Genomic DNA, 19,623 nt, shown 5'->3' on the forward strand with positions numbered 1-19,623 from the left:
TTACGGTTTAGCCGTTTCTATTTTTACCCCAATATCCTCAATTCCCGGAAGGTTGTCATTTCTCATCGCCTGGGTAAGACCGATTTCATATTTTCCTTTCCCTGGGAACTGGTAATTTACTTTATACTGAAACAAAGTTTCCTTCGTATCACCAAACCCTGTACCAAGCCATTCTCCGTTCGGTTTTGCCAGTACATAATTCAGGGTGTCTGTTTCCTTTTTTTTGTTTTGGAGATTGGTGAAATTCACTATAAACCTTATATTGCTGTAAGGATAATTGTTGTTATTTCTTACAACAAATATAATATTTTTAGGATTCTGCGGATCTGAAATTTCAAGATTAAATTTTTGCTCACTTTTCTTATTCCATTTGTTATCAACAGAATTCATGATGATATCTCCTCCTGAGGAAGAGTTACAGCTAAAGAAAAGGATAAGTGACAGTAATCCTAAAATTTTATGCATTATTATCTTTTTTTGGAGGATATTTCTTTTTGAATTTCTTCTTGTTTGGGTTGCTCTGTGGTTTTTTATCAGCGTCAGAATTATTCACAGCTTTTTCCACAGGTGCTTTTTGCTGTGGGTGCTGTTTTTGAGGTTTAGGCTGATTTACAGACTGAGGGTTTGGGTTTTCGGTTTTTTCAGATCTTTCCGGTCTTTCTTGTCTGTTTCTTTTTTGTCCCTGTCCCTGTCCTTGTCCTTGTGGACCCTGTTGGTTGTTATTCTGCTTATTTTGGTTATTTCTATTTCTGTTTCCTCTGTTTTTCTTCTCAAAACGATCCACATTGTTTTCCTGGATCAGATCAATAGTGTGGGTAGAGGGTTCAGGTTGTTTCAGATCTTCAAGAGGAAGTGTTTTTTCTCCTCTTTTGTTTTTTGAAATCAGCTTTTTAACAAGATCAATATCGAAATCATACCATGCAATTGAACTGTCCACATAGGCAAACCACATTTTCTTTTTGAAAACGTCAATTTTAATACAGAAAGCTTTTCCTTTCTCTGTTTCCAGAGTCGTTGAAGATGAAGGGAAGTTGCTTAATGCATCCAGGTAGCTGTCAAGCTCATAGTTAAGGCAGCATTTCAGCTTACCGCACTGTCCTGCCAGTTTCTGAGGATTGATACTCAGCTGTTGATATCTTGCAACATTGGTGTTTACAGACCTGAAATCTGTAAGCCATGTAGAACAGCAAAGCTCACGTCCGCAAGACCCGATTCCACCCACTTTGGCGGCTTCCTGTCTGAAACCGATTTGTTTCATATCGATCTTGGTACGGAATGCTCCGGCGTAATCTTTGATTAGCTGTCTGAAATCTATTCTGTTATCAGCAGTATAATAAAAGGTTATTTTTGAAGAGTCACCCTGATATTCCACATCGGTAACTTTCATTTCAAGGCCTAATCTTTGCGCAATTTTTCTTGCTTCAAGTTTTACACCGTCTTCTTTTTTCCTTGCTTCCTGCCATACCTCAAGATCTTTTTGGTTGGCCTGTCTGTATATTTTAAGTGCCGACTCTTCCGAAAATTTTTTCTTTTTCATCTGAATCTTTACTAATTCTCCCGTAAGGCTTACTACGCCTACATCGTGTCCCGGACTTGATTCTACTGTAATTACGCTACCTATATGTAAAGGAATATTATTTACATTCTTATAAAACGATTTTCTGTCATTTTTAAATCTAACTTCTACAAAATCACACCTGTTTGGTGCCGGATTGTTGATGTTAGAAAGCCAGTCAAAAACACTTAATTTATAACTATTCCCGCAGGTATTTACATTTTCACAGCCATTTGCGGTTTTTTTAGGGCCGCAAGAATGTGCAGAATCGCCGGATGTTTTACATCCACAACTCATATTTTCTATTATTTATAATCTGCAAATTTATGTATTTTTATCTTTATGCGATTCTAAAATACTCAAATAAGCTAAATTCGACATAAAACATTTCCAGATTTTAAAGAGAAATGATGGCTGGAGGCGTGGTTGGAGGTGTTGTACGGAAATATAAGTGTTGATTTTTAATTTTATATTTTGCTCTGTGTTGTTTAATTTAACATTTATTATCTTTTTACTTTTCTTAGGGTGTTTTTTATTGCATAACCATTTAATTTTAAACGAATGTTTAAAATTAAACAATGAATGTAACTTGGTTTTTTACCTGTTTTAAATGGTTAATAATGATGATTTTGTGTTTTGTTTTCTTTAAGTTGTTATTTTAAACATAGTTTTCTTTTAGAATATTGTTTAAAATATTAGGAAATATTAACAGACGTATTCAAAATAATTTTATATTTGGCTTATATATATAATAATAGTCTATGAAAAAAATATTAGTATCAACTGCTTTATTGGCGGGAGTTCTATCTTATGCAGGAGGCTTCAGAGTTTCCCTGCAGGGGGTAAAACAATTGGCAATGGCGCATACTAGTGCTCATGCCGAAGACGCGAGTGTGACATTCTTTAACCCGGCGGGTATGTCATTTATCCCTTCCAAACTGAGTGTAGTGGCTGGAGGGTTTGGTGCAAGTAATAAAGTTACGTTTCAAAACTTCAATACTTTACAAAGTGCTGAAACAGATAACCCTATAGGAACACCTATATATGCAGCAATTACTTATAGACCCATAGAGAAACTTACCGTAGGATTCAGTTTTTCAACGCCTTTTGGAAGTACAATCAAATGGCCTGATAACTGGGAAGGTAAAGAATTGGTGCAGAAAATGGAGCTGAAAAGTTTTTATTTCCAGCCAATGGTCTCTGTAAAATTGGCGCCATGGGTTTCTTTCGGTGCCAGCTATATCTACGCACGAGGAAAAGTAGATTGGGACAAAGCAGTGACTCAATTTGACGGAAAGGTTAACATTAATGATAATAACGCAAGCGGTCACGGTTATGGATTCGGTTTCTACTTCAGACCTGATCCGAAATTAGATGTGAGTATTGCTTACCGTTCTGCAATCGATATGAAAGCTAAATCAGGAACAGCTACCTTCCAGTTCCCTTCACAATCTGTTTATAATCAGCTAAAACTGAATGCTGCAGGACAAGATGGTTTCTCAGCAACATTACCATTGGTTGAAGAATATACTATTGGTTTAACCTATAAGGTAACACCGAAATGGCAGGTTTCTGCAGACTTTAACTATCATGGATGGGAAAGATACAGCAAACTTACATTGGATTTCGACAATGCACCTATTGGAAACAATCCTTCAGATCCGACAATTCTTACAAATCCTAAGAACTTCAAAAACTCCAAAACTTTCAGACTGGGAACTCAGTATGCGTTCACAAACATGATTTACGGACGTTTGGGAGCTTATTATGATGAAGCACCTTATACTACAGATAACTTTATCCCGGAAACACCTTCGTATGATACCTATGTGGTTACAGGTGGGGTAGGCTTCAAGCTGAAGCAGTTCGGAATTGATATTGCGGGAGGATATGCAATGCCTCAGTACAGAAAGGTAAATAATGCTAATATAGGGCTTAACGGACAGTCTAAAGCAACAGCTTTCTACCTGGGTCTAGGTTTCTCTTATAATCCATTTTAATTTTAGAAGACTATGAAAAAAATTATAATATCGACAATTGCTGTTTCTGCACTTCTTTTTACAGTAAGCTGTAATACGGATTTCGATACGGATGTGAAAGATATCCCGGTAACAAAAGGAGACGCAGACTTTTCAAAATATATATCGTTAGGAAACTCCCTTACTTCAGGATATCGTGATGGTGCACTGTACAGCAGCGGTCAAAATGAATCTTATCCAAGTATGATTGCTGCACAGATGAAACTTGCAGGCGGAGGAGACTTTAAACAACCGTTGATGCCTAATGATATAGGTGGATTCAATAATCTTCCCGGGTTTCCTGGAAAATTAACTCTTCAGGTAGTTAACGGATCTTTAGCTCCTGTACCAAGTGGTGCAGCAGCTCCATTAGATGTGTTATCTGGCGGAGGTACTTATAATAACATGGGGGTTCCTGGGGCGAAGTCATTCCACTTAGTGGCTCCCGGATATGGTAGTCAGGCAGGTCTTCTGACCGGAACGGCTAATCCTTATTTTGTAAGATTTGCTTCTTCTGCAACAACCAGTGTACTTGCTGATGCTATGGCTCAGAAGGCTACGTTTTTCTCTCTTTGGATAGGAAATAATGATGTGTTGTCCTATGCTACCAATGGAGGAACAAACTCGCAGACTGTAGGAGGAGTGACAACCTATTCGGTTGCAACAGTTCAGACGGGAAATACAAATCCTACAACTTATAAATCAAATGATATCTCTGACCCTGCACTTGTTGCCGGATCTATTAAAGCGGTTTTAGACGGTCTTAAAAGTGTAGGAACAACAAAAGGTGTTATTGCTAATATCCCTTCTGTTACTTCAGTGCCTTTCTTTACTACAGTGCCTTATAACCCTTTGACACCTGCTCTTTTAGGTTCAAATCTGACAACGCTTAATACGAGTTTATATGGACCTTTGAAGCAGGCACTTACTGCTTTTGGAGCTGGGGATAGAATCAATTTACTTTCCGCTACAGGTCCGAATCCTGTTTTGATTAAAGATGTCGCTCTGACAGATTTATCTGTTCAGCTTACAGCGGCTTTAACTCCTGCTTTGGGTGCGCCAACAGCTGCAGCTTTTGGACAAATCTTTGGTCAGGCAAGACAGGCAACGGCAGATGATTATATCTTGCTTACTACCAGCTCTGTGATTGGAAGTACAGCGGCTGGAGTTCCTGCTCCGGTAAATATTTATGGAATTTCTTATCCATTACAAAACCAACATGTATTAACAAAAACAGAAGCCGGCTATGTGAAAACAGCAACAAATGCATATAATGCATCTATAAAATCACTTGCTGATTCCTATGGACTTGCATTTGTAGATGCCAACACTAAGATGGTTGAACTGAATGCTCAGTCAGGAATTATATTTGATGGTGTAAAATATTCTGCGAAATTTGTTACAGGCGGAGCTTTCTCTTTAGATGGAGTTCACCTTACAGGACGTGGATACGGTATTGTTGCTAATGAATTTATCAAGTCTATCAATGCTAAATATAAGTCTACACTTCCACAGGTAGACCCGAACAAATATTCAGGAGTTAAATTCCCTTAATAATTGATAAAATAAAAACTTAGAAACCACAAGAGTAAATCTTGTGGTTTTTTTTTAAATTTGCAAAATCTTTTAAAAAGTAAAAATGGCCGATCAGTTAAGTTATCTATTTTGTACAAGAACCAGCAGGGACTTGGCAGAGAAAATTGCCCAGAATTATGGGAAAGAATTAGGAAAAATCAACTTTCAGGAGTTCAGCGACGGGGAATTTGAGCCTGTTTTGGACGAATCTGTAAGAGGAGGAAGAGTTTTCCTGATTGGATCTACATTCCCTCCTGCAGACAATCTTTTGGAGCTTCTTCTAATGATTGATGCAGCAAAAAGAGCTTCTGCAAAGAGCATTACCGTAGTAATTCCTTACTTCGGACTTGCCAGACAGGACAGAAAAGACAAACCAAGAGCACCGATCGGTGCTAAACTAGTTGCTAACCTTCTTACAGCAGCAGGAGCAACAAGAGTAATGACTATGGATCTTCACGCAGACCAGATTCAGGGATTCTTCGAAATTCCGGTAGATCATCTGTATGCTTCTTCTATTTTTGTGGATTATATCAGGTCTTTAAATCTTGATAATCTAACCATTGCTTCTCCGGATATGGGAGGTGCAAAAAGAGCTAAAAACTATGCCGGCCACTTAGGTGCGGAAGTAGTAATTGCTTATAAGGAAAGAAAAAAGGCAAATGTTGTGGAAGAAATGTTCCTTATCGGAGATGTAACAGGTAAGAATGTTATCCTTATTGATGATATGATTGATACTGCAGGTACACTTTGTAAAGCTGCAGATATCTTAATTGAAAAAGGAGCAAAAACAGTAAGAGCTATGGCAACTCACGGAGTGCTTTCAGGTAAGGCTTACGAGAATATTGAGAACTCAAAACTCTTGGAAGTTATTGTAACTGACTCAATTCCTGTTAAAAATAATTTGTCATCTAAAATAAAAGTGCTATCTTGCGCCCCATTATTTGCTGACGTTATGACAATGGTTCATGAGCACAAATCAATTAGCAGCAAGTTTGTTATTTAATTGATTTTAAGTAAGTTGCAAATTAAAATTAGAATAATTTTTTAAATTTTTTATAAATGAAATCTATTACAATTCAAGGTACAAAAAGAGAAAGCGTGGGCAAAAAGTCTACAAAAGCTTTACGTGATGCTGAATTAGTTCCTTGTGTTGTTTATGGAGGTGAAGCACCTTTGAACTTCTCTGCTGAAGAGAGAGCTTTCAAAGGATTAGTATACACTCCTGAAGCACACACGGTATCTATTGAAGTTGACGGAAAAACAATTCCAGCTGTTCTTCAGGATATTCAGTTTCACCCAATTACTGACAAAATTCTTCACATCGACTTCTATCAGTTATCTGACGATAAGCCAGTTATCATGGAAGTTCCTGTAAGAATTACTGGACGTTCAAAAGGTGTTGTAGCTGGTGGGGTTTTACGTCAGTCTTTCAGAAAACTAAAAGTAAAAGCTATTCCTGCTAACCTACCTGACGAAATCGTTGTAGATGTTACTCCATTAAGAATTGGTAACAAACTTTACATCGGTGGTATCAAAACAGAAGGATATTCTTTCATGCACCCTGACAACGCAGTAGTAGTTGCTGTTAAGATGTCTAGAAATGCAATGAAAGGTGGTGCAGCAATGCAGGATGATGAGGATGAAGAAGAAGTTGCAACTGAAGAAGGTGCAGCTCCTGAAGCAGCAGCTGAAACTGCAGCAGAATAAGAATTGCTTATTTAAACCATATAAAAACCCGTCAGTTTTGGCGGGTTTTTTATTTGATCACTGCTCTTCACAGCATGAACTATACAACGTAATAAGTAGTTTCCAATTTTGTCTGCTGGCTTTATTGTCTTTCTTCACTTTAAACTATCGAATATTTCTATCACCTGACAATGATCAGTAGCCAACCTCATGCTTCCTTTCGAAAAAAAAGCCGTAAATTTGAAGAGTTCTAAATAAGAACGGTTTAATTTAAAAAATAAATAAATGTTTGACATTCAGGAAATAAGAAGCCAGTTTTCTATATTGGACAGAGAAGTGAATGGTAAACCCCTGGTTTATCTGGATAATGCAGCTACATCCCAAAAGCCAAATTCAGTTTTGGAAGTCTGTCACGCATATTATACAGAACTTAATGCCAATGTTCACAGAGGAATTCATACGCTGAGCCAGCTGGCAACAGAAGAAATGGAGCTTTCAAGAAGAAAGATCCAGAAATTCATCAATGCTGAACATGACTTTGAAGTAATTTTTACAAAAGGTACGACAGAAGGGTTAAACCTCATCGCTTATATTTTGACACAAAAACTCCAAAAGGATGATGAAATCATTATTTCATATCTGGAGCACCATTCTAATATTGTTCCCTGGCAGATGCTTTGTGAAAGAACCGGAGCAAAACTTCGTGTAATTCCGATTGATGAAAACGGAATCCTTCAGATGGATCATTTTGATCAGTTTCTGAGTGAAAAAACGAAGGTTGTCTCTGTAAATCAGGTTTCCAATGCATTGGGTATTGTGAATCCTATTGAAGAGATTATTGCCAAAACAAGAAAAAATACGGATGCTTATGTTGTGATAGACGGAGCTCAGTCTGCCCCGCATTTCAATATTGATGTTCAGAAACTGGATTGTGACTTCTTCGTATTCTCAGGTCATAAAATGTATGCTCCGATGGGAACAGGTATTTTATATGGTAAACAAGAAATATTAGAAGCTTTGCCGCCGTTTCACGGAGGAGGAGAGATGATTGCAACATGTTCTTTCGATGATACTACTTATGCAGGTCTTCCGTTCAAATATGAAGCAGGAACGCCCAATGTAGGTGGGAATATTGCTTTAGGTGCTGCCGTTGATTTCATGAATAAAATAGGTCACACCAATATTCAGAATCATGAAAATGCCCTATTGGAATACGCACAAAGACAGCTTCTGGAAATAGATGGCATTAAGATCTATGGTGAAAAAGCAAAGAGAACCGGAGTTGTATCCTTTAATCTGGAAGGAATAGGGATTGCTTCCGATGTCGGGATGATCCTTGATAAAATGGGAATTGCTGTAAGAACAGGGCACCATTGTACGCAGCCTATTATGAACTTCTTTAATATTGCCGGAACAGTGAGAGCAAGTTTTGCTGTCTATAATACCTTCGAAGAAATTGATGTTTTGGTGGAAGGGGTTAAAAAAGCACAGAGAATGTTGAGTTAATTAGTACTACATTTCAACTATAAATTAAAAGCAGCCTTGGGCTGCTTTTTTTATTAATCCATGAGTACACAATAGCATCGGCCATCAATAATGACCTGATAGTATCCAATAGCACACTCAAGGCAGATTTCTCCTCCTGCCATCATGCTTTTCATTTTTTCTTTGTTTAGCTTTTTCATTTGATGTGATTTAAAGTTTAAACATAAAGGTATAAAATTGTGATAAAAATTCTTATTCATTTTAAAAATGCATGTAATGTGTTGATTTTGTGTATCATTATTGATGTTTTGTGAGAAATATTTCGCTAATTTTATATAAACATCAAATCCTTTATTATGAAAAAACTATTTATTCTATTATTATCTATTTGTGGTCTATGTGACGCACAAGTTTTTTCTGAAAACTTCAATGGTAATACTTTGCCGACGGGGTGGACGGTAGAGAATCCGGATAACGCTTTTAACTGGAATGTGGGTGCACAGAATGGTTTCGCAGGCTTTCCAGATGGGGCAGCTTTTTTTGATGATGATGATGCGGGGCCAACCGGGGTTAATACAAATGCCAGATTGATTTCTCCTGTAATTAACCTGACCGGAGTGGTAAATCCAAAGCTGTCGTTTAATTATGCCAATATGATTGATAATCTGGATTCTACTTTAAAAGTTGAAGCTTTCAATGGAACTTCCTGGATTCAGGTTTTTACCTTTTCAGGCGAAGCAGGGGTATGGGATCTTGATTTTAATACATTCTCATATGTAGTAACGAGCTATGATGCTGCTACAAATATAGACCTGACACCCTATGTGAACCCGGCTTTTAAATTAAGATTTGTTTATGATGATGCCGGTGATTATTCTTATGGCGTAGTAGTAGATGACGTAAAGATTACTAGTGGTGTTTTGGCAACTTCTGAGGTTTCATATACTGACCTTATGAACGTATATCCAAATCCCGTCAAGAGAAGCCTTTATATTAAACAAAGCTCAGGAATTAAAGTTGAAAAGGTATCTGTGATTGATCAGTCGGGGAAGATGGTGAAAGTATTGAGTAAAGGTTCCGATTCCTATGATTTATCAGATCTGCCAAAAGGAGTCTATATAATAATGATCACTAACCATGATGGAAAAATGGTTAAGAAGAAAATTATTAAGGAATAACTATTGAAAATACTTTTAACAAAAAAACCCTTATAGAATAACTATAGGGGTTTTATATATTTTTAAAGAGTAACCTTTATAAATTCGGTTTCCAGTCTACTACCGCTCTGATGAATGCTTCAGCATTTTCAACAGGAACATTCGGTAGAATTCCGTGGCCTAAATTAGCAATGTATCTGTCTTTTCCGAAACGGTTGATCATTTCATTCACCATTTTCTTAATGGTTTCAGGCGTTGAGTGAAGCCTTGCAGGATCAAAATTCCCCTGCAGCGTCATCGTATGATTGGTCAGCGTTCTTGCGAATTCCGGTTTAATAGTCCAGTCTACTCCAAGTGCAGAAGCTTTAGACATCGTCATATCTTCTAAAGCAAACCAGCATCCTTTTCCAAAAACCACCACATGCGTAAGCGGGCTTAATGCTTCCACAATCTGGTTGATGTACTGCCATGAGAATTCCTGATAATCTGTAGGAGAAAGCATTCCTCCCCATGAATCAAAAACTTGTACTGCAGAAACTCCTTTTTCTACTTTTCTCTTCAGATAAGCAATCGTAGTATCGGTGATTTTCTGTAATAATAAATGAGCAGCCTCAGGCTGTTGGAAACAGAAAGATTTTGCAATATCAAATGCTTTGCTTCCTTTTCCTTCCACACAATAGCAAAGAATGGTCCATGGAGAACCGGCAAAACCGATCAATGGAATATCGTTATCCAGCTTCTGTAAAGTAAGTTCAATAGCATCAAAAACGTACCCTAAAGTGTCATTCACATCGGGAGTTTCAATATTCTGAACCTGTTCCATTGTTCGGATAGGAGTATCCAGCCAAGGACCAACAGATTCTTTCATTTTGAAATCAATTCCCATTGCCTGCGGAACTACCAGGATATCAGAAAACAGAATCGCGGCATCCAGAGGAAATCTGCGGATAGGCTGCAGGGTAATCTCAGCGGCAAGCTCAGGAGTCTGACATCTTGTAAAGAAATCATATTGATCTCTTAAAGCAATGAATTCCGGCAGATATCTTCCAGCCTGCCTCATCATCCAGACAGGAGGTCTTTCAACGGTTTCTCCGCGAAGTGCTTTTAAATATAGGTCGTTTTTTATCATAATCTATTGTAACTAATATTACCGGCAGTTTCGGTAACAGATATTCTAAATTCTACTTCTGATTTCTTTTCTGATCAATGCAAATATCGATGTCAGCGTATTTTCTTCAGAAGTAAAAATTTCTTCCTGCGTATAATTTCTCAGCTCACCGGAAGTGGTTTCGCCAATAGAAAAAAGCTTCATGCCTTCCAGAGAATTTCGCCTTGCAAAACTACGAACTCCGCTCGGACTAAAAAATACTGCGGCATGATATTTTTCAGTTATTACAGGATTGATTTCTTCAGTATTGTAAATTGTAACTTTTTTGTACTTAATGTTTTGTAAAGGAAGATCTTTATCCAGAACGTTAATGGCAAGATTGCCACAGAAGTGCAGGAACTGCTCGTGCTGACATTTCCCAATAATGAATCTGGAAAGCGTTTCAGCATTTTTCAGCACCTTAAATGTTCCAAAACCATGTTTCCTCATCTCTCTTTTGGTCTTTTCTCCTACGCAATAAATTTTGTTATAATTTTTTGCAGTAAAATCCTCATTGGGTTTGAATCTGTTTTTAAAAAAAGAAGTAACTCCATTGACACTGGTGAAAATCAGAGAATAGTTTTTCAGCTCAAAAGGACTGATCATGATAGGTTTGGTCTTAATCACCTCAACACAGTCAACCCCAATATCCTCTCCTAATTCTTTGGAAATAATAGATGGGTCTATATTTTTGGTAAATAAGATTTTCATGTCTGTAAAATTAAGAAGATGAAAAGTAACGGTAAATGGTTAAGAGAATTGAAAATCTGAATATCAGATCTGGCTTTTGATTTCTGCCATTAATTCTTTCCCTCCGTTTTCAAGAACAACTTTTGCAAACTTTTCTCCAAAATTTTCGGTTGGAGTATACACAAAGTTTTCATCTACAGCAATGCAGTTTTTCCCGTCCAGAGAGCAAAGTGCTGCCTTGAAGCGGATCTGATCGCCTATGATTTCTGCAAAAGCCCCGATAGGTGCAGTACAGCCGCCCTCTAAAGTACTCAGGAAATTTCTTTCAATTTCCACACAGATCTGAGTCTGTTGGTGATTGATCTGGCGCACAATTTCGTTAATCTCCGGTTTGTCGGTATGTCCGGCAACAGAGATTACACCTTGTGATGGAGCACAGATCATTAATGGAAGCATTTCATAATCGATTTCCATTTTCATTCTTTTGATTCCCGCCAAAGATAAAATGGTGGCATCAAAATCTCCGTCTTCAAGTTTTTGAAGTCTGGTTTGAATATTTCCACGGATATCCGAAAAATCAGTGGTCGGATAATTTCTCAGCCAGAAAGCTCTTCTTCTCAAACTGCTGGTAGCAAGTTTAAGCTCATGGAATTCTTTATTCCTTGAAGATTCTTTTCTGATCAGAATGTCCTGTGGATAATCTCTTTCGAGATAAGCGATCATCTCAATATTTTGAGGCAATTGAGTGGGAACATCTTTTAAAGAATGTACGGCAATATCAATTTCGTCATTCAATAAGGCAATATCAAGGTCTCTTGTGAAAACCCCTGTAATTCCTAAAGAATAAAGTGGCTGATTAAGGTTCTTATCGCCAGAAGATACGATAGGAACAATTTCCGTTAAATAATTGTTGTTCTGAAGGTGCCTCGCAACCTCTCTAGCCTGCCAAAGTGCAAGTGCGGAATTTCTCGTTCCGATTCTAATGCTTTTCATTGAATTCGTTGTTTGGTTGTTCAACTAATATTTCGTGCATTAATTTACTAATTTCTTCGGCTTTTAAAGGATTATCGATGATATATTTTGCAAAACGGTTGGTGATTTTCTGGATCATTTTATCAGAAAGTTCCATGTCCGTGATGTTTATGTATTTATTCTTTTTGTAAAAGTTATGCATTTCATTGCGTTCCATATTCTTTAGAACTGCTTTAAAATGATGAATATTAGGTGCCAGTTTTCTCTTTTTCTCCCACTCAATAAAGTCTTTCATCAGTTCCTTAATGATTTTTTCAGCTTTCGGGATTTCTCTTTCACGCTGTTGAATCGTCTCCTGAATTTGTTTTGAAAGCTCATCTACGTCAATCAGGGTTACGTTTTTATTTTCAGTAACATTCTTTTCAACGTTATGAGGAATAGAAAGATCAATGATCAATGTTTCTTTTCCATTCGGGAAGTGAGACTGGTTAACAATGGGATGCTTGGCTCCTGTTGCCACAATAAGAATATCCGTGTTTTTTAATTCCTGATCAAAATCAGAATAATCAACATGAGGAATATTATATTTCTGGGAAATCTTTTCAGCTTTCTCCTGAGTTCTGTTGGCAATTTTAATTTTTGGCTGATAGACATGCTTTACCAGATTTTCAACGGTATTCTGTCCTATCTCACCTACACCCAAAAGAAGAATGTTTTTTTCAGTGATTCTTTTCTGGCTGTTTAAAATATAATGAACCGCAGCATAAGAAACAGAAGCTGCACCATTGGAAATGCCGGTTTCATTTTTTATTCTTTTCGAAATCTGAATAGCCGCATTGATCGCTCTTTCCAGATAAGGATTAGAATTTTGTCTTTCTTTTTTGAAACGGCTGTATGCTTTTTTAATTTGCCCGATAATTTCAAAGTCTCCGATAATCTGACTTTCAAGACCTGCTGCTACTCTGAAAAGATGGATCAAAGCTTCCTCTTTGGTAAGAATATTAGCAAACTGAAGAAAATCGGTAAGTTGTACTCCAATTGTTTTGCAGTATTCTTCGGCCACTAAAAGGTAATTGGGAGAAGTAGTATAAATTTCGGTCCTGTTACACGTGGAAACCACAAATGCATCACCCAGGTCTTCCTGATGGACTCTGGAAACAAAGTTTTTGATATTCTCATCAAAGAATGCAAACTTTCCTCTCGTTTCTACGTCGGCTTTCTCGTAGCTTATTGAAAGCACGGCAAAGTTTGACGTTCGATGAATGTTGGAATACTGTAACATAAGCAGTCGCAAATTTACGATTTTTTTAATTAACCTCTCTCAGATAGTGTATATGATAATTATCGTAAAAAACTATAAAAGGTACAGAACATGGAATGTTAAATTATAAAATAGCTTATCTGGTCAAATAGCATCTGTTTTACCTGTATATTCCCCGGTTTTGATTAGCCTTTCTGCCCATTCGAAAATTGGCTTTTCCATCCTTTTAACATCCCATTAATTTTAGTTGAAATCAAACTCTGTAAATGTCTAAATTGAAAGTTAATAAAGAATTATAAATTTTAATAAAATTTTAACCAAATTAAGTTGGTGGGAAATTTCTTTAGTACTGTTAAATTTATATCTTTGTAAACTTAAAATCAGAAGAAAAATATGAGTTTATTTGATATGTTTACGCAAGAAATTGCGATAGACCTTGGAACTGCTAATACCCTAATCATCCATAATAATAAAATTGTTATAGATCAACCTTCAATTGTTGCAATTGAACGTTCATCGGGTAAGCCGATTGCCGTCGGAGAGCAAGCCAAGCATATGCAGGGTAAAACTCACGAGGATATCAAAACCATCCGTCCTTTGAAAGACGGGGTTATTGCTGATTTCCACGCTTCTGAACACATGATCAAGGAATTCATCAAGAAAATTCCTGGGATCAAAGGTAAATTCATTCAACCGGCATTACGAATTGTAATCTGTATCCCTTCTGGTATTACTGAAGTTGAAAAAAGAGCGGTAAGAGATTCTGCTCAGAAAGTAAACGCAAAAGAAGTAAGATTGATCTACGAACCAATGGCTGCTGCGATAGGAGTTGGGATTGACGTACAAAAACCTGAAGGTAACATGATTATCGACATAGGTGGTGGTACTACGGAAATTGCTGTAGTAGCGTTAGGAGGTATCGTGTGTGATAAATCTGTGAAGATTGCCGGAGACGTATTTACGAATGACATTGCTTATTACTTAAGAACTCACCATAACCTTTATATCGGGGAAAGAACAGCTGAAAGAATCAAAATTGAAGTAGGTTCTGCAGTAGAAGATCTTGATGTAGATATCGAAGACATCCCGGTACAGGGTAGAGACCTTATTACAGGTAAGCCAAAAGAAATTATGGTTGGATACAAAGAGATTGCACGCGCATTAGATAAATCAATCATCAGAATTGAAGATGCCGTAATGGAAACATTATCTCTTACACCACCGGAATTGGCTGCTGATATTTACAAGACAGGTATTTATCTTGCAGGAGGAGGAGCGTTATTAAGAGGTCTTGCGGACAGAATTCACAAAAAAACTGGTCTTCCGGTATTTGTTGCTGAAGATCCGTTGAGAGCTGTAGTTCGCGGAACAGGTATTGCGCTTAAGAATATGGATAAGTTCAATTTCTTAATTAAATAATTTTAACTTTTTAGGACTTTATATCTGAATGGGATTTTTGCTGAGATTATTTTCGAAGAATACTCTTTTCGTCTTCTTTATATTCCTGCAAATTATTGCTCTGGTTTTGATATTCTCAAGAAATGCCATGCAGAGATCCTGGATTGCGGGCCAAACGGCTGCATTTAATTCCTGGGTTTCCGGATATATTGATGAAGGAGTTTCTTATCTGAAGCTAAAACAGATCAATGAAGATCTTGTGGCTCAGAATAAAGCCCTTATGACTGAACTCTACGGAAAAGACGGGTCAAAGAATCCTGTTTTCAAAAGAGTTCATGACACCATTGGTGGCGGGCAAATCTATACTTTTGTTGATGGTGAAATTGTTTTCAACAGTATCAACAGAAGAAACAACTATTTTACAATCAACCGCGGACGCAGAGACGGAGTCTTTCCTCAAATGGGAGTAATGGCACCAAGAGGTATTGCGGGAATTGTAATCAATTCTACAGATAGTTATGCATTGGTTCAATCGGTGTTAAGTGTTAACAAGATCAGAATTAATGCAGCACTTAAAAACTCAGGGTATTTTGGTACTTTAACATGGAATGGAGATAACTCAAGGGTGATGCACCTGGCAGATATTCCAAAATATGTTGCATTGAAAGTAGGTGATACTGTTGTTACAGATGGTAAATCTGCTATTTTCCCTAAGGGAGTTACCATTGGTACTATTGCGGGATACTCTGTGGACAATAAAACCGGCTTCTGGGATATTTCCGTAGAGCTGAGTGAAAAAATGGGAGCGTTGAATAAAGTGTATGTAGTGAAGAATCTTAAGAAAGCAGAAGTACAGAAGATTCAGGACACTATGCAGGCTGTAATAAAAAAGGAAAATGATTAGCAGGACTTTATTTACCGATATATTGATCATGATCTTTCTTGTTGCATTACAGATATTTGTATTGAACAGGATTACGCTTTTCGGGAAATATACTCCGGTATTATATCCTGTGTTTGTTATGTTCTATCCATTTTTCAGAAATAAATTTCAGTTCCTGGCATTGAGCTTTTTAATAGGGCTGTCCATTGACGGTTTCCTCTATTCGTGGGGAATCAATGCATTTGCAACAACGTTAATTGCCTATTTCAGAACGTTGATATTCAGGACTTCCACAGATACGTCTACGGACTTTTTCTCATTTCAGTCCCTTCAATGGGCGCAGTTTTTGCTGTTTTTATTTTCAAGTATTTTCCTGCATCAGCTTTTAGTACAGTATATTGAGTTCTTTAAGTTTAGCAGGTTTTTTGAAATATTATTTAATGTGTTGGTAACAAGTGTAATTTCATTTATCTTTATAGTCATCTACGCATTAATATTTAAAATCAAACAAAAAGTTTGAACACACGTTATTTAAAAATTTTTTCCGTCCTCGTTATTATCGCCCTTATTTTTGTGGTGAGGCTTGCTTATTTGCAGTTATTTACAGACCGTTATGCATTAAATGCTGCCAATACATCCATTAAAACAGAATATGTAATTCCACAGCGTGGGGTTATTTTCGATAGAAATGGTAAAATCATGGTAGGTAACCAGCCCGCCTATGAAGTTTCGTTTACCCAGGCTTTAATGAAACCTGATTTTGATACACTGGCTTTTTGTAGTTTAATGAAAATTACAAAACAGGATTTTATCAATAAAATCAATGTTATCAAAAAGGAAAAATATTATTCTAAGCTGACCCCGATGACTTTCATCAAAGACCTCAGCAGAGAAGATATTGCCAGGGTTCAGGAAATTATTTTCAAGTATCCCGCATTTAATATCGTATCAAGACCTCAGCGTCAGTATGAAGTTTCCACCTCCGGAAACCTTCTCGGTTATACCAGTGAGGTAAACGAAAGAGATATTAAAAAAGATTCTCTCTACTATTTACCAGGAGATTTCATTGGGAAAACAGGGGTTGAAAAATCCTACGAAAAAGAGCTGCGTGGAGTAAAAGGAGTAAAATATATCCAGAAAGATATCAGGCTTAGAAATATTGGTTCCTATAAGAACGGTGCTTTGGATAAAGATGTGATTACAGGTAAAGATATTACTTTAACCATTGATTATGACCTTCAGAGAACGGCTGAAGAAATGTTAGTCAATAAACACGGTGCCATTGTAGCTTTGGATCCTAATAATGGAGAAGTCTTAGTGGCTGCGACGGGACCGGATATTGACCCAAACCTTTTTACCGGACCTAATAAATCAAAAAACTTATATGCCCTTTCAAAAGATACACTTTATGAAAATAAACCAACTTTTGACCGTGCATTACAGGCAGGATATCCTCCCGGATCAACCTTCAAATTACTGACTGCTTTAGCGGCAATGCAGATGGGGGTAATGGATGAGAAAACAATCTTCCCTTGTGGAGGAGGATTTTTCTATAAAGGAAAAAGAATTAAAGGTCACGGTGGAGCAGATCCGCTTATTCCTTCCATTCAGGTTTCGAGTAACTGTTTTTTCACCTACGCTTTTATTGCCATTATCAAAAAATATCCGGGAAACCCTTCAAAAGGTGTTGATGAATGGAAAAAAATCATGAGCAGCTTCGGAGTTGGAGAGTTTTTAAATAACGACTTCGCCGTTGGGGCAAAAGGAAGAATACCTTCAGGAGATTTTTACGAAAAAAGATTTAAAGCCATCATGAAGGCAAGCGGTTCTCAGAGAACTGATTTTAAAAACTGGGATGAAATGTCTACCGGTGCTATTTATAATGGAATGGGTCAGGGAGATGTTCTGGTAACTCCTATTCAGTTGGCCAATTATGTAGCTGCTATTGCTAATAAAGGATGGTATTATACGCCTCATATCGTAAAAGGGATTGATGGAAAGCCTAATCCTGACCCAAGATTTAAGGTGAAACATAAGACTTTGGTAGATCCTAAACATTTCGAACCTGTACTGAAAGGTATGGAAGCTGTAGTGTTGAGAGGAACGGCAAGAGGACTGAAGTCCAATGACTTTACCCAATTAGCAAAAACAGGAACTGCACAGGTGCCACAGGGGAAGGATAACTCCATCTTTGTATTGATTGCTCCTGCTGATAAACCCAAAATTGTTGTTGTAGCAGTTATGGAACATGCAGGGTTTGGAGCTACATGGGCAGGGCCAGCATGTACCGTGATTGCAGAAAAATATATTACTGGTGATTTGAAAAGAGAAAATCTTTACAAAAAAATGATTACCTCGAGTTTCATGCCTGAATATAAAAGGCAATGGATTGCAGATTTAAAACGAAAAGGTTTGTACGTTGATCCTAAACCTGATTCAATTAAACGAAAAAGATTAAAAGATAGCCTGGATTTGGTAAAACAACAAAAGGCTAAGCTGCAAAAAAAAATAGAAGAGGAAACTAAAAAGAATAACACCGCTAAAAAACCTGTAAAGCAATGAAGTGGACGGAAGGAATAGATAAACTGGGCCTTGGGCTGTATTTCCTGCTTTGCATTTTTGCCATTGCAAATATTTACAGTGTGGACCAGAAACTGGGTGAAAAACAATTGGTTTTTTTCTGTATTTCTGTATTTGTGGGGCTTATTATATTCGTAGGAAGAAGTAAATTCTTTGAGAATATGGCCGGGATTATTTACATTGGAGGAGTTTTACTGTTGATCGGGCTTTTCCCGTTTGGTAAAGAAATTCTGGGCCAGAAGAACTGGTATAAGTTTGGAAGTTTTACCATGCAGCCTGTGGAATTTGCGAAAATAGGTACAGCCTTGATGCTGGCCAATTTTGTTTCAAGCCCGGATTTTAATATTAAAAATAAAAAATCTATCTGGACTTCCCTCGCCATTATTGGAATTCCGGCAGCTGTCGTTCTGGCGATTCCGGATGTGGGTTCTATGCTTGTATTCATTGCATTTTTCATTGCTTTATATAGAGAAGGACTGAGTGGTCTTTTATTCGGGATAGGATTTATTTTTGCGGGAGTCTTTCTGATTTCTTTAGCTGTACCTCCTGTTTATGTGGCTGTAGCCGTTTTAATCATTGCCGGTGTTCTGATTGCTATGAATTACCATAGAATGTCATGGGATGTGATTTCTATTTCAGGAATTACCGGTTCTGTTCTTTTATTATGCGGACTGGCTTTCGGATCTCCTTATATTCTAGAAAAACTGCCTAAACACCAGAGAGAAAGAATTGAGGTTCTTTATAAGGGGGAAAAGGCATTCAGAGATACTTCCGGATATAACTTATTATACTCAAAAACAGCCATTGGATCTGGTGGACTTTGGGGAAAAGGATATCGTGAAGGATCTGTTACCCAGGGGAAATTTGTGCCGGAGCAGGAAACCGATTATATCTTTTGTACAGTAGGGGAAGAGTGGGGCTTTTTAGGAAGTGCAATTCTGATCTTATGCTACATGGTTTATATAGGAAGAATATATTATCTGGCAGAGCAGCAGAAGTCTACTTTTAACCGTGTATTCGGGTATTGCTTTGCTTCCATTCTGCTGATGCACTTTTCAATCAATTTAGGGATGGTTATGGGGCTTTTCCCTACTGTTGGGATTCCTCTTCCCTATTTCAGTTATGGAGGGAGTTCCTTATTGGCTTTCTCGATGATGACTTTTATTTTCTTTAAACTTAATTACTCTGATAAAAACAGTTTAGTGTAACTCTTTTC

The 19,623-nt window shown here is 37.3% G+C and carries 18 protein-coding genes; 11 read left to right on the forward strand and 7 right to left on the reverse strand.

Going from position 1 to position 19,623, the window contains the following annotated elements:
- Entirely contained in the window at positions 1-465 is a 465-nt protein-coding gene (locus tag J2786_RS15300) for a gliding motility lipoprotein GldH (protein ID WP_047426948.1), read from the reverse strand.
- On the reverse strand, positions 458-1,852 hold the full coding sequence (locus J2786_RS15305) for a PSP1 domain-containing protein (RefSeq protein WP_047426951.1): 1,395 nt from the start codon (positions 1,850-1,852) through the stop codon (positions 458-460). The genes J2786_RS15300 and J2786_RS15305 overlap by 8 nt, the downstream gene beginning before the upstream one ends.
- A gap of 464 nt (positions 1,853-2,316) precedes the next feature.
- Between J2786_RS15305 and J2786_RS15310 the strand changes: the two genes are divergently transcribed.
- The 5 genes from J2786_RS15310 (at position 2,317) to J2786_RS15330 (ending at position 8,340) form a co-directional block, all read left to right on the forward strand.
- A complete protein-coding gene (locus J2786_RS15310) occupies positions 2,317-3,555 on the forward strand; it encodes an OmpP1/FadL family transporter (RefSeq protein WP_047426954.1) in 1,239 nt (412 codons plus the stop codon).
- A gap of 12 nt (positions 3,556-3,567) precedes the next feature.
- The gene (locus tag J2786_RS15315; RefSeq protein ID WP_047426956.1) at positions 3,568-5,127 is read left to right on the forward strand and encodes an SGNH/GDSL hydrolase family protein; all 1,560 of its coding nucleotides are present in this window, start codon (positions 3,568-3,570) and stop codon (positions 5,125-5,127) included.
- 85 nt (positions 5,128-5,212) lie between these two features.
- Positions 5,213-6,151, forward strand: coding sequence for a ribose-phosphate pyrophosphokinase (locus J2786_RS15320; protein WP_047426959.1), 939 nt, complete (start codon positions 5,213-5,215; stop codon positions 6,149-6,151).
- 56 nt (positions 6,152-6,207) lie between these two features.
- Positions 6,208-6,855, forward strand: a complete 648-nt coding sequence (locus tag J2786_RS15325; RefSeq protein WP_047426962.1) for a 50S ribosomal protein L25/general stress protein Ctc — start codon at positions 6,208-6,210, stop codon at positions 6,853-6,855.
- Positions 6,856-7,119: 264 nt separating this feature from the next.
- Positions 7,120-8,340: an aminotransferase class V-fold PLP-dependent enzyme gene (locus J2786_RS15330; RefSeq protein WP_047426965.1), complete on the forward strand. Its 1,221-nt coding sequence runs from the start codon at positions 7,120-7,122 to the stop codon at positions 8,338-8,340.
- A gap of 53 nt (positions 8,341-8,393) precedes the next feature.
- On the opposite strand, the gene J2786_RS15335 is transcribed toward J2786_RS15330, so the two are convergent.
- Entirely contained in the window at positions 8,394-8,519 is a 126-nt protein-coding gene (locus tag J2786_RS15335; protein WP_047426972.1) for a hypothetical protein, read from the reverse strand.
- A gap of 156 nt (positions 8,520-8,675) precedes the next feature.
- Here J2786_RS15335 and J2786_RS15340 point away from each other — a divergent pair, with 156 nt between their 5' ends.
- Entirely contained in the window at positions 8,676-9,497 is an 822-nt protein-coding gene (locus tag J2786_RS15340) for a T9SS type A sorting domain-containing protein (RefSeq protein WP_082001893.1), read from the forward strand.
- A gap of 76 nt (positions 9,498-9,573) precedes the next feature.
- Here the strand turns inward: J2786_RS15340 and hemE are convergent, their stop codons facing one another.
- From hemE to hemA, 4 genes are all read right to left on the reverse strand, one after another.
- On the reverse strand, positions 9,574-10,605 hold the full coding sequence (gene hemE, locus J2786_RS15345; protein ID WP_047376227.1) for a uroporphyrinogen decarboxylase: 1,032 nt from the start codon (positions 10,603-10,605) through the stop codon (positions 9,574-9,576).
- A 45-nt stretch (positions 10,606-10,650) separates the two neighbouring features.
- On the reverse strand, positions 10,651-11,334 hold the full coding sequence (locus tag J2786_RS15350; protein ID WP_047426977.1) for a uroporphyrinogen-III synthase: 684 nt from the start codon (positions 11,332-11,334) through the stop codon (positions 10,651-10,653).
- 63 nt (positions 11,335-11,397) lie between these two features.
- Positions 11,398-12,306: a hydroxymethylbilane synthase gene (hemC, locus tag J2786_RS15355; RefSeq protein ID WP_047426981.1), complete on the reverse strand. Its 909-nt coding sequence runs from the start codon at positions 12,304-12,306 to the stop codon at positions 11,398-11,400.
- Entirely contained in the window at positions 12,293-13,567 is a 1,275-nt protein-coding gene (gene hemA / locus J2786_RS15360) for a glutamyl-tRNA reductase (RefSeq protein WP_034691745.1), read from the reverse strand. Before hemA ends, hemC begins: the two co-directional genes overlap by 14 nt.
- Before the next feature lie 372 nt (positions 13,568-13,939).
- Between hemA and J2786_RS15365 the strand changes: the two genes are divergently transcribed.
- The 5 genes from J2786_RS15365 to rodA are packed head-to-tail and all read left to right on the forward strand — an operon-like array spanning position 13,940 to position 19,615.
- Positions 13,940-14,965: a rod shape-determining protein gene (locus J2786_RS15365; RefSeq protein ID WP_002982450.1), complete on the forward strand. Its 1,026-nt coding sequence runs from the start codon at positions 13,940-13,942 to the stop codon at positions 14,963-14,965.
- Between the two features lie 28 nt (positions 14,966-14,993).
- Positions 14,994-15,848, forward strand: a complete 855-nt coding sequence (mreC, locus tag J2786_RS15370; RefSeq protein ID WP_047426984.1) for a rod shape-determining protein MreC — start codon at positions 14,994-14,996, stop codon at positions 15,846-15,848.
- Positions 15,841-16,347 (forward strand): hypothetical protein, encoded by a 507-nt coding sequence (locus J2786_RS15375; protein WP_002982456.1) that lies wholly within the window; start codon positions 15,841-15,843, stop codon positions 16,345-16,347. The genes mreC and J2786_RS15375 overlap by 8 nt, the downstream gene beginning before the upstream one ends.
- Entirely contained in the window at positions 16,344-18,389 is a 2,046-nt protein-coding gene (locus J2786_RS15380; protein WP_047426988.1) for a peptidoglycan D,D-transpeptidase FtsI family protein, read from the forward strand. Before J2786_RS15375 ends, J2786_RS15380 begins: the two co-directional genes overlap by 4 nt.
- Positions 18,386-19,615, forward strand: coding sequence for a rod shape-determining protein RodA (gene rodA, locus J2786_RS15385; RefSeq protein ID WP_047426990.1), 1,230 nt, complete (start codon positions 18,386-18,388; stop codon positions 19,613-19,615). Before J2786_RS15380 ends, rodA begins: the two co-directional genes overlap by 4 nt.
- Positions 19,616-19,623 lie beyond the last annotated feature (8 nt).

It is taken from the genome of Chryseobacterium vietnamense (assembly GCF_031454475.1).
In the GTDB taxonomy this organism is placed as follows: domain Bacteria; phylum Bacteroidota; class Bacteroidia; order Flavobacteriales; family Weeksellaceae; genus Chryseobacterium; species Chryseobacterium vietnamense.

What these genes read in the sequence shown, in the direction of transcription:
- J2786_RS15320 (WP_047426959.1), top strand. Translation starts at nt 5,213, where the DNA reads ATGGCCGATCAGTTAAGTTATCTATTTTGTACAAGAACCAGCAGGGAC.
- J2786_RS15305 (WP_047426951.1), bottom strand. Translation starts at nt 1,852, where the DNA reads ATGAGTTGTGGATGTAAAACATCCGGCGATTCTGCACATTCTTGCGGC.
- J2786_RS15340 (WP_082001893.1), top strand. Translation starts at nt 8,676, where the DNA reads ATGAAAAAACTATTTATTCTATTATTATCTATTTGTGGTCTATGTGAC.
- hemA (WP_034691745.1), bottom strand. Translation starts at nt 13,567, where the DNA reads ATGTTACAGTATTCCAACATTCATCGAACGTCAAACTTTGCCGTGCTT.
- J2786_RS15315 (WP_047426956.1), top strand. Translation starts at nt 3,568, where the DNA reads ATGAAAAAAATTATAATATCGACAATTGCTGTTTCTGCACTTCTTTTT.
- J2786_RS15310 (WP_047426954.1), top strand. Translation starts at nt 2,317, where the DNA reads ATGAAAAAAATATTAGTATCAACTGCTTTATTGGCGGGAGTTCTATCT.
- rodA (WP_047426990.1), top strand. Translation starts at nt 18,386, where the DNA reads ATGAAGTGGACGGAAGGAATAGATAAACTGGGCCTTGGGCTGTATTTC.
- J2786_RS15300 (WP_047426948.1), bottom strand. Translation starts at nt 465, where the DNA reads ATGCATAAAATTTTAGGATTACTGTCACTTATCCTTTTCTTTAGCTGT.
- J2786_RS15335 (WP_047426972.1), bottom strand. Translation starts at nt 8,519, where the DNA reads ATGAAAAAGCTAAACAAAGAAAAAATGAAAAGCATGATGGCAGGAGGA.
- hemC (WP_047426981.1), bottom strand. Translation starts at nt 12,306, where the DNA reads ATGAAAAGCATTAGAATCGGAACGAGAAATTCCGCACTTGCACTTTGG.
- J2786_RS15330 (WP_047426965.1), top strand. Translation starts at nt 7,120, where the DNA reads ATGTTTGACATTCAGGAAATAAGAAGCCAGTTTTCTATATTGGACAGA.
- J2786_RS15350 (WP_047426977.1), bottom strand. Translation starts at nt 11,334, where the DNA reads ATGAAAATCTTATTTACCAAAAATATAGACCCATCTATTATTTCCAAA.
- J2786_RS15365 (WP_002982450.1), top strand. Translation starts at nt 13,940, where the DNA reads ATGAGTTTATTTGATATGTTTACGCAAGAAATTGCGATAGACCTTGGA.
- J2786_RS15375 (WP_002982456.1), top strand. Translation starts at nt 15,841, where the DNA reads ATGATTAGCAGGACTTTATTTACCGATATATTGATCATGATCTTTCTT.
- mreC (WP_047426984.1), top strand. Translation starts at nt 14,994, where the DNA reads ATGGGATTTTTGCTGAGATTATTTTCGAAGAATACTCTTTTCGTCTTC.
- hemE (WP_047376227.1), bottom strand. Translation starts at nt 10,605, where the DNA reads ATGATAAAAAACGACCTATATTTAAAAGCACTTCGCGGAGAAACCGTT.
- J2786_RS15325 (WP_047426962.1), top strand. Translation starts at nt 6,208, where the DNA reads ATGAAATCTATTACAATTCAAGGTACAAAAAGAGAAAGCGTGGGCAAA.